8 protein-coding genes are annotated in these 9,919 nt (G+C 72.4%); 1 reads left to right on the plus strand and 7 read right to left on the minus strand.

Annotated features, from left to right (window positions below; translation table 11 throughout):
• A partial coding sequence (locus tag O3Q52_RS40920; RefSeq protein ID WP_269653635.1) for a DUF6350 family protein occupies positions 1 to 521 on the minus strand: 521 nt, incomplete at its 3' end.
• 156 nt (positions 522 to 677) lie between these two features.
• On the opposite strand from O3Q52_RS40920, the gene O3Q52_RS40925 reads away from it, so the two are divergent.
• Positions 678 to 1,601 (plus strand): RNA polymerase subunit sigma-70, encoded by a 924-nt coding sequence (locus O3Q52_RS40925; RefSeq protein WP_269653629.1) that lies wholly within the window; start codon positions 678 to 680, stop codon positions 1,599 to 1,601.
• Between the two features lie 129 nt (positions 1,602 to 1,730).
• On the opposite strand, the gene sucD is transcribed toward O3Q52_RS40925, so the two are convergent.
• The 6 genes from sucD to O3Q52_RS40955 all read right to left on the minus strand — a co-directional run.
• On the minus strand, positions 1,731 to 2,615 hold the full coding sequence (sucD, locus tag O3Q52_RS40930) for a succinate--CoA ligase subunit alpha (protein WP_143639188.1): 885 nt from the start codon (positions 2,613 to 2,615) through the stop codon (positions 1,731 to 1,733).
• A 22-nt stretch (positions 2,616 to 2,637) separates the two neighbouring features.
• Entirely contained in the window at positions 2,638 to 3,831 is a 1,194-nt protein-coding gene (sucC, locus tag O3Q52_RS40935) for an ADP-forming succinate--CoA ligase subunit beta (protein WP_269653630.1), read from the minus strand.
• Between the two features lie 441 nt (positions 3,832 to 4,272).
• Positions 4,273 to 6,066 carry a hypothetical protein gene (locus O3Q52_RS40940; RefSeq protein ID WP_269653631.1) on the minus strand — a complete coding sequence of 598 codons (1,794 nt, stop codon included), beginning with the start codon at positions 6,064 to 6,066 and terminating at the stop codon, positions 4,273 to 4,275.
• Positions 6,067 to 6,304: 238 nt separating this feature from the next.
• On the minus strand, positions 6,305 to 7,399 hold the full coding sequence (locus O3Q52_RS40945) for a hypothetical protein (RefSeq protein ID WP_269653632.1): 1,095 nt from the start codon (positions 7,397 to 7,399) through the stop codon (positions 6,305 to 6,307).
• A 228-nt stretch (positions 7,400 to 7,627) separates the two neighbouring features.
• Positions 7,628 to 8,869 carry a VWA domain-containing protein gene (locus O3Q52_RS40950; RefSeq protein WP_269653633.1) on the minus strand — a complete coding sequence of 414 codons (1,242 nt, stop codon included), beginning with the start codon at positions 8,867 to 8,869 and terminating at the stop codon, positions 7,628 to 7,630.
• The coding region (locus O3Q52_RS40955; protein ID WP_269653634.1) for a DUF5682 family protein at positions 8,866 to 9,919 on the minus strand (1,054 nt) is incomplete at its 5' end. The genes O3Q52_RS40955 and O3Q52_RS40950, both read right to left, overlap by 4 nt.

A 9,919-nucleotide genomic window follows, 5' to 3' on the forward strand; every position in this document is an offset into this window, starting at 1 on the left:
TACGCCGTCCACGCGCCCACCCCCGCCGCGGTCACGGCGAGCAGTGGGAGCCAAACGGCGACCGACGCCCAGGACGGGCTCAGCGCACCGCCCGATGCGTACACGGCCGCGGCCGCGCCGACCGTCAGATAGCCCGCGACGACACCGCCCCACGCCGTGCGGACGGCGGGCGGTGCCGACTCCTCGTCGCCGTCCGCCGCGTCGCGCCCCGCGCGGTGCAGCAGCCACGCGGGCAGCACGACCAGGAGCAGCGGGGTCACGCCGACGGGCGCGGGTACGCCGGACAGCGTGTCCGTGCGGACGAGTTCGCAGCCGTGCGCGAGCAGCCACAGCCCGGCGGCGACATGCAACGCCCCGTCAGGACCGCTGTCCGGATAGGGCGAACTGATCCACAGGACCGTCACGAGTACGGTGAACGCCGCCAGTCCGAGCCCCGCGGCGAGCGCGCCGCCGACCATGCTCGCGGCCAGTCCTGGCGACCTCCTGCGCCATCGGGCGAGCAGAGCCGGCTTGGCCGGCAGGGTCGGCAGGGACGGGCTGCGGTCCGGACTGCGGTCGGTCGTCTGGGTCACGCCGCCATGCTCCCAACGACACGCGCTTTCTCCTCGTAACAGGCGAACTACGGATGTGTCGCTCAATATACTTTTTATGTACTTTTACGTACGAAGGGGCGCCCGGTGACGCAGACCCCTGCCTGCCCGTCGCCACCTCCGGAGGCCGAGGCCGAGAACGGGACCGCGGCCGAGGCCGAGGACGGAACCGAGGCGGAGGCCGACCTCGAACCCGCGCCCCCCGCCCCCGCCCTGACACCCGGTCAGGCCTTCGACGCCCTCTACGCTTACGCGGCCCCCGCCCTCGTACGGCAGACCTATCTGCTGACCGGGCGGCGCGAGTTGGCGTGCGAGTCCGTGGAGCGGGCCTTCCAACTGGCGTGGCAGCGCTGGCCGGAGGTGGCGGTCGACCGGGATCCGGCGGGCTGGGTGCGGGCGGCGGCGTACGAGTACGCGACGTCCCCCTGGCACCGGCTGCGTCTTCGGCACCGGACTCCGGAGCCACCGCCCGCCGCCCTGGACGACCGTCGGCTGCTCTCCGTACTGCTCGGCCTGCCGCCGGCGTACCGGCGCACCGTGCTTCTCCACGACGGGCTCGATATCGGGCTGCCGGAGACCGCGGCCGAGACGGAGGCGAGCACGCCCGCGGCGGTGGGCCGGCTGCTGCACGCGCGTGAGGTCGTCGCCGCGCGCGTGCCCGAGCTGGCGGATCCTCAGGAGCTGCGGCTCAGGCTGACGGAGCTCGGGAGCAAGGAGCTGCTGCGGACCGCCGCGAAACCCGTCGTGGTGCGGTCGGGAAGCGAGCGCCGCGCCCGCCGCTGGACCCGTGCGGCGATCGCCTTCACGGTCCTGCTCATCGGGTCCACCGCGTTCACGCTCCGCACGGCTCCCGACCACTACGAGGCCCCGCAGGCGCCCGCCGCGACGATCAGCGGGGTTCCGCCGCGGTCGGGCTCCGGTCCGCTGTCCGAGGAGGAGCAGGAGCTCCGCGCCAAGCTCCGCGCGACGTTCCAGAGCGGTCCGGAGAGGCTCCGGCCGGAGCTCCGCTGAGGAGCACGGGTACGAGAAGGCGCCGGGCAGACGGCGACGCGGACGGGCCCGCACCCCTTCTCCAGGGGTGCGGGCCCGTCCGCGTACAGACTGCGAATCAGCCGGCCGGGAGCCGGCCAGGAGCCGTGCTCAGCCGGCGAGGATGGCGCGGGCCAGCTTCGCCGTCTCGGTCGGGGTCTTGCCGACCTTGACTCCGGCGGCCTCCAGGGCCTCCTTCTTCGCGGCGGCCGTGCCGGAGGAGCCGGAGACGATGGCGCCGGCGTGGCCCATGGTCTTGCCCTCGGGCGCGGTGAAGCCCGCGACGTAACCGACGACCGGCTTCGTCACGTTCTTCGCGATGAAGTCCGCGGCGCGCTCCTCGGCGTCGCCGCCGATCTCACCGATCATCACGATCAGGTCGGTGTCGGGGTCGGCCTCGAACGCGGCGAGCGCGTCGATGTGCGTCGTACCGATGACCGGGTCGCCACCGATGCCGACGGCCGACGAGAAGCCGATGTCACGGAGCTCGTACATCATCTGGTACGTCAGCGTGCCGGACTTCGAGACCAGGCCGATGCGGCCCGGCTTCGTGATGTCGCCCGGGATGATGCCGGCGTTGGACTGGCCCGGCGTGATGAGACCGGGGCAGTTCGGGCCGATGATGCGGGTCTTGTTGCCCTTCGACTTCGCGTACGCCCAGAAGGCGGCGGAGTCGTGGACGGCGATGCCCTCGGTGATGACGACCGCGAGCGGGATCTCGGCGTCGATCGCCTCGACCACGGCGGCCTTGGAGAAGGCCGGCGGCACGAAGAGGACGGACACGTTCGCGCCCGTCTTCTCGATCGCCTCGGCGACCGTGCCGAATACCGGGATCTCGGTGCCGTCGACGTCGACGGACGTGCCGGCCTTACGGGGGTTGACGCCACCGACGATGTTGGTGCCGTCGGCCAGCATGAGCTTGGTGTGCTTCATGCCCGTGGAGCCGGTCATGCCCTGGACGATGACCTTGCTGTCCTTGTTGAGGAAGATAGCCATGGCTGTGGTTTTCCCTCGTCCCTTACTTGGCCGCGGCCAGCTCGGCGGCCTTGTCGGCCGCGCCGTCCATGGTGTCCACGCGCTGCACCAGCGGGTGGTTGGCGTCGGACAGGATCTTGCGACCCAGCTCCGCGTTGTTGCCGTCGAGACGGACGACCAGCGGCTTGGTGACTTCCTCGCCCTTGTCGGCGAGCAGCTGCAGCGCCTGGACGATGCCGTTGGCGACCTCGTCACAGGCGGTGATGCCACCGAAGACGTTGACGAACACGGACTTGACGTCCGGGTCGCCGAGGATGATCTCCAGGCCGTTCGCCATCACGGCCGCGGACGCGCCGCCGCCGATGTCGAGGAAGTTGGCGGGCTTGACCCCACCGCCATTCACCGATGTATACGCCTCACCGGCGTACGCGACGACGTCGAGGGTGCTCATGACGAGACCCGCGCCGTTGCCGATGATGCCGACCTCGCCGTCGAGCTTGACGTAGTTGAGGTTCTTCTCCTTGGCGGCGGCCTCGAGCGGGTTGGCCGCTGCCTTGTCCTCGAGCGCCTCGTGCTCCGGCTGACGGAAGTCGGCGTTCTCGTCGAGCGAGACCTTGCCGTCCAGCGCCAGGATGCGGCCGTCCTTGGTCTTCACCAGCGGGTTGACCTCGACGAGGAGCGCGTCCTCGGCGACGAAGGTCTCCCACAGGGTCACCATGGCCTCGGCGACACCCTCGGCCACCTCGGCCGGGAACTTCGCCTGGGCCACGATCTCGCGGGCCTTCTCGATGTTCACGCCCTCGACGGCGTTGACCGGGACCTTCGCGAGGGCCTCGGGGGTCTTCTCCGCGACCTCCTCGATGTCCATGCCGCCCTGCACCGAGGCCATTGCCAGGAAGGTGCGGTTGGTGCGGTCGAGGAGGTACGAGACGTAGTACTCCGCCTCGATCTCCGGGGACAGCTCGGCGATCATCACCTTGTGGACCGTGTGGCCCTTGATGTCCATGCCGAGGATGTCGGTCGCACGGGCGACCGCCTCGTCAGGGTCGGCGGCGAGCTTGACGCCGCCGGCCTTGCCTCGGCCACCGACCTTCACCTGGGCCTTGACGACGGACTTGCCGCCAAGCCGCTCGGTCGCCTCGCGGGCTGCCTCAGGCGTGTCGATCACTTCACCGGCCAGCACCGGTACACCGTGCTTGGCGAAGAGGTCCCTCGCCTGGTACTCGAACAGGTCCACGCGCGTCCGTCCCTATCAGGTATCTCGCGGTTCGTTGTCTGCGTGGGCGTGCCGCGAAGGGCAACGTGACTGCGCGGTCACAAGGAGGGCGTGGGCACGGTGGCCGACACGCGGCATGTCCGCCTCGCAGGTTATCCCCGCTCGTGGTGGGGTCGTAAATCGCAGATCACACCTGGGCGGTGATTACGGTCACAGATTGCCAGTTTGAAGGGCCTCACCAGGCTGGGGTTTGCCTGGTGAGGCCCCTCGAACAGCCCCTGACACTGACCTAAGGGGCGTAGGGCGGCCGGTCCCCACCCCAATGAGGACCGCCCGGCCCTGACCACAGGGTTTCGGTCGCACGGACCGACGGATTTCGGCCGTACGTGACCGTCGCCCTGCGGGGTCGGGTGGGTGCCGTACGACCGGCCGCCGGGCACGGTCGTACGACGGAGGCGTCGGTCAGACGCCGTAGGGGGAGCCGTGCTGCCCGTACGGGGCAGTCGGCAGGTAGCTCGGGGTGACGGACTCGGCGACGTCCTCGACTCCGCCGACGGCGTTTCCGGCCAGCGGGCCGGCGGCCGACTCGACGGTTCCGGTCACGTTCCGAGCGAAGGGCCCGACCTGTCCGGTCACGTCGGCCGCGAACGGGGCGACCTCGCCGACGACACCGTCCGCGAAGGGCCGCACGTCGCCGGTGACGCCGTACGCCAGCGTCGTGGCGCTGCCGCCGACCCCGTCCACGACGGGCCGGACGTACTGGACGACCGTGTCCACGACCGGCCGCACCGCGCCGACGGCACCCTCGGCGAACGGCGGCACCTGGCCGACGACACCCTGCGCGAACGGGTCGGCCTCGCCGACCACGCCGTACGCGAGCGGCGGGACCTCGCCCACGACACCGCCCACGAAGGGCCGCACGTCGCCGACGACACCGTCGGCGAGCACGGTCGCGTCACCGACCGCCCGCCCGGCGACGGGCACCACACCGTCCACCGCCGTGGCGGACACGGGCGGGAGCACGGAGTCGACGGTCTCGTCGGTGACCTGGGTGACCACGGCGGTGGCGTACGGAGGGACGCCCGCGACCACTCCGGTGGCGTACGGGACGACATCGCCGACGACGCCGGTCGCGTACGGGCCGACGTTCCCGACCACGCCCGTCGCGTACGGGGTGACGTCGCCGGTGACGCCGTCGGTGTACGTGCGCACGTCGGACACCGCGTCGGCCACCACTTCGTGGGCGAGGCCGGTGGTGTTGCCCACGGTCCGGCCGGCGACCGGGACCACGCCGTTCACGGCACCGGTGGCGACCCTGGTGACTCCGGTCACGGCCTGGTCCGCGACGGGGGTGACCCCGCCGGCGGCCCGCCCGGCGATCGGCGTGACGCCGTGCACGGCGGTGGCGGCGACGGGCGGCAGCGCGGTGGCGGCCGTCTCGTCGACGACCGGGGTGACGGACCGAGTGACGGTCCCCTGGATGCCGTGGACGGTGGAGGGAAGGCCGGTGACCGTGTTCCGGAGGTGGGCGGGCACGCCGTTCGTGGTGGCGCGGGCGGCGGGGGCGGTCCGGCCGGCGGTGGCGACGGTCTGCTGCACCTTCGCTCGGGCGCCGGAGGGGACTGCGGTGGCGGTGCGCCGGGTGGCTCCGAGCTTCGTCTGCGTGGCGGCGAGGGCCTGCTCCAGCTCCGGCGCAAACGCCGAGAGGGGGCCGAAGAGGTAGTCGACCTCGCCGTGGGGGCGGGGGCCGGGGGCGTCGGACAGGGCGTCGGGCAGGGCGTCGGTGGCCCTGGCGGTCGCGTCGGCGGCGGGCTTCGCCGTGCCCTTGGCCTGGGTCTTGACCTGGGTCTTCTGGGCCGGGAGCTCGGTGTCGACGTACCGGCGGGCCTGGTCGGCCGCCTTCGTCTTCGTGTCGGCGGCCGGCTTCGTCCTGGCGATGGTGCTGGTGCCGGTGCCGGTGACGGCGGTGACGGTGTCCTGCGCCTTGGCAGTCGTGCCGCCGGTGACGTCGGCGAGGGTGTCCGTGGTCGTGCCGGTGGCCGGGGAGACGTCGGTGCGGACGTCACCGACCACCCCGTCGACGGTGTCGGTGACCGTGCCGACCACGTCGTCCACGTCGTCCACGGAGAGGGACGCGTCGGGTACGGAGGCGGACGTGGAGGGCAGTTCGTCCGCGCTGGCGACGGCTGAGCCGAGCGCCCAGGCGCCGGTGACGCCGGCGGCTATGACGATGGAACGGCGAATGTTCTTGTGCATGCGTACGTCAGTCCTTCGGAAGACCGAGAGTTCGGGACGTGGTGTGGAGGGGACCGGGCGTCCGGAGGGGCCGATGCGCCGCGTCGGTGAGGGGGGTCGAGCACCGACGGCCTTGGCAGCGGCCCGCGTCCGGGTGTGTCCGGCCGATCGCGTCCGGAGAAATCGGAGTGATGTCCGGACGGCACGGGCAGACCTTTTCCGCCCCCGCGCGGCAGGTCTCAGCGGGGGAAGGCCGGCCCTAGCCGGGGAACGCCGGAATGTCCCGGTGCCTGTCCCGGGTCCCGGCCGCGGTGACGTCCGCGGCGGCGCCGGGCACCAGCGTCGGCCGGGCCCTCTCGTTCAACGCGACGGCCTGCGCGTCGCCGTGCCGCGGCGACCCGTTGTCGACCGCGGAGTGACGCCCCAACGCACCCATGGGGTCGCCGTCGGGAACCTGGTGCACGGGTGCCTGCACGGCCCGCGTGCCCCGGGAGTCCGCGTGGTGGCGCACGTCGTCACCGGCTGCCGCGCGGCCACCGGCGAACCGCGGCCCGTACGCCGTCACCGCGCTGTCGTCGCGCGACTGCTTCTCGGCCGCCCGGTGGTCGTCCGTCGCCCCGCCGGGCTGCTGCGGCGCCGCACCGGCCGGCAGGGTCTGACCCGGAACCGCGGGCAACGGCAGCCCCGGCAACTCCGGCAGCCCGGGAAGGCCCGGCAGGGTGGGCAGTTGAGGCAGCGACGGCCACCACTGCGGCGGAGCCGGCCGCTCGACGATCCCGCCTTCGACCCCGCCGGTGATCTGATCCACCAGATCACCGATGGGCCGTACGACGTCCTCGGCGACCGGCGGTATTACTCGCTCGGTGACCGGGCGTACCACCTGCTCGGTGACCGGCCGTACGACGCGCTCGGTCACCGGCCGCACGACGGGATCGGCGACCGGCCTGACGACTCGCTGGACCTCGTCGGTCACGGGCGTGATCGCCTTGGGGAGCCCAGCCTGTTCAGAGCCGGAGGCGTCCGCGTCGGGGGCCACGGTGGAAGCGGACGGCGGCGGGGTGGCCGACGAGACCGTCGTGGACCGTGAGTTCGAGCCCGAGGGCCGCTCTCCGATCCGCTGCCACGGCTCCTCCGAACCCTTCGCCAACCGCTCGACCGAACTCGTCACCGACCGCACGACATCTGTGGGCTTCGAGGCCGGCGCGACTCCGTCCGCCGCACGCGCCTGCTCCCCGCAGAGGAGCCCCAGCACGAACAGCCCGCCCACCAGCAACCCCACTTGCAGCGCACGCCGTCCCACCGCCGTGCGCGTCACGCGCAGAGCGGCATCGGGCAGTACGGCTGACAGGGCCAAGGCGGGGAGAGCCTCCCGTGCGGAGGGACGAAGAGAAGCGAGATGAGGCGGGGCGGGGTGGAGCGAACCGGGGCGCGGCTACGAGGCTGCGCGCCCCTGAGGACCCGCCGATCCTTGCACGGGACTCCCGAGGTCGCGCAAGTCCCCTGTTACCGATGGATACTCATGTCCGCTTTATCCGTCGTCTTTCGGCTCCGCCGCGTCTGCCCCTTCCCTCCGCTGCCGCCTTTACTGCCCCGGGCTCCCGGTGTCCGGTATCGGCAGCGGGCGTTTCTCGATGGCCGCCGCCATCACGTCCGGGAAGAGGTCGGGCGTACAGGCGAACGCCGGTGCGCCCAGCGCCGCGAGCGCCGCCGCGTGCTCACGGTCGTAGGCGGGAGCCCCTTCGTCGGACAGCGCCAGCAGCGTCACGAACTGCACCCCCGACGCCTTCATCGCCGCGACCCGCTTGAGCATCTCGTTCCGGATGCCACCCTCGTAGAGGTCGCTGATGAGGACGACCACGGTGTCGGCAGGGCGCGTGATCTGCGACTGGCAGTACGCCAACGCCCTGTTGATGTCCGTACCGCCGCCGAGCTGCGTGCCGAAGAGCACGTCGACCGGGTCGTCGAGCTGGTCGGTGAGGTCGACGACGGCCGTGTCGAAGACCACGAGCCGGGTGTTGATGGACCGCATGGAGGCGAGGACCGCGCCGAACACCGACGCGTACACGACCGACGCCGCCATCGAACCCGACTGGTCGATGCAGAGGATGACCTCCTTCTTCACGGACTGTGACGCGCGCCCGTACCCGATGAGCCGCTCGGGCACGATCGTGCGGTACTCGGGCAGGTAGTGCTTGAGGTTGGCCGAGATCGTGCGGTTCCAGTCGATGTCGTGGTGGCGGGGCCGGTTGATATGGGCACTGCGGTCGAGGGCGCCGGTGAGGGTGGCCCTGGTACGGGTCGCGAGCCGCTTCTCCAGGTCCTCGACCACCTTGCGTACGACCGCCCGGGCCGTCTCCTTGGTCGTCTCGGGCATGGCCTTGTTGAGCGAGAGCAGCGTGCCGACGAGGTGGACGTCCGCCTCCACCGCCTCCAGCATCTCCGGCTCCAGGAGCAGGGTGGACAGGCCGAGCCGGTCGATGGCGTCCCGCTGCATGACCTGGACGACGGAGGACGGGAAGTACGTCCGGATGTCCCCCAGCCACCGGGCGACGGACGGCGCGGACGCCCCGAGCCCCGCCGAACGCTCCCGCCCCGCCCGCGCCTTGCCCCCCTTGCCGTTCCCGTACAGCGCGCCGAGCGCCCCGTCCATCGCGGCGTCCTGCCCGGCGAGCGAGCACCCGGTGCCGTCCGCGTCCTCCCCGCCGAGCACGAGCCGCCAGCGGCGGAGCCGTTCGTCGCCGGCGCCGGCCGGATCGGGCACGCCGCCCTGCTCGGGCGCCTCGACTCGGTCGGTCGCTCCCGCGTTCACCGCTCCCGCACTCATCGGCCCACCCCCACAAGGTCGTTGTCATCGGCGCCGTTGTCATTGGCACTGCTGTCGTTGGTGCTGTTGTCGTTGGTGCTGCTGTCGTTGGTGCTGCTGTCGCCGACGCCGTCGGCGCCCGTGGTTTCGTCCGGTCCCAGCAGGAGGCGCAGCACCGGCAGCACCGCGTCGGCGCGTGCGGTGTCGAGGTCGGGGGCGAATCCGGGTATGCCCGAGGCGGTGGCCGTCGCGGCTCCGCGGGTTCCCGGTCCGCGCCGGACCAGTTCGCCGAGGGTGCGGCGCACTCCGGGCTCGTACGCCGAGAAGGTGCGCCTCAGCAGCGGCAGCACGTCGGTGAACGCGTCCCCCGGCACCGCGGTCAGCCAGGCGTCGACCAGCCCGAGCAGCCGCTCGTCGTGCACGAGCAGCATCCCGCCCCCGGAGCCCCCGCCGACGAAGCCCTCGATCCACGCCGCCGCGTCCGCCGGCTCCGTCCCCGGCGACAGCACGAGCCCCATGAGCCGGGCCGCCTCCTCCTGCCCCAACGCACCGTCGTCCAGCAGCAACCGCACGGCCCGCCCCCGGACGACCCCGGGAACCGTGTCCCGCCCTGAGAGGGTGTGCAGAACACCGTGCCAACGGCCACGTATGCCGCCACGGGAGGCGGAGTCTTCCCCGTGTACCTCCCCCTCTCCTTCCCCCAGCAGCCCCACCGCGCCGTGCACCGCGTCCACATGCCCGCGCATCTCCTCCGCGGCGTCCGCGTCGAGTGCGGCGCAGGCCGGGGGCAGGCCCACGAAGACACGCTCGGCGAGCCCCGCGGCGACCTCGGCCAGGGCCTCCGTACCCGTGCCACGCACGTCGCCGTAGCGGAGGGAGCGGACCAGGGCGGGGAGCGCCTGGGCGAGGTGGCCGACGTCGGCGTCCAGGGCGGCGCGGTCGGCGAGGATCCGCATCACCACCGGGAGCGCGTCCGGGAGTTCGGCGAGGAGGCAGCGCTCGGCGAGGCCCGTGACATCGGCGAGGGACCGGGCCCCGACGGCGTCCGCCTCGGCCTTCGCGGTCGCGGCG

Origin of the sequence: Streptomyces sp. ActVer (assembly GCF_027270795.1) — a bacterium.
Classification (GTDB): Bacteria; Actinomycetota; Actinomycetes; order Streptomycetales; family Streptomycetaceae; genus Streptomyces; species Streptomyces umbrinus_A.

Excerpts from the sequence above, each read along its gene's own strand:
- sucD (WP_143639188.1), bottom strand. The coding sequence starts at position 2,615 with ATGGCTATCTTCCTCAACAAGGACAGCAAGGTCATCGTCCAGGGCATG.
- O3Q52_RS40940 (WP_269653631.1), bottom strand. The coding sequence starts at position 6,066 with ATGCACAAGAACATTCGCCGTTCCATCGTCATAGCCGCCGGCGTCACC.
- O3Q52_RS40950 (WP_269653633.1), bottom strand. The coding sequence starts at position 8,869 with ATGAGTGCGGGAGCGGTGAACGCGGGAGCGACCGACCGAGTCGAGGCG.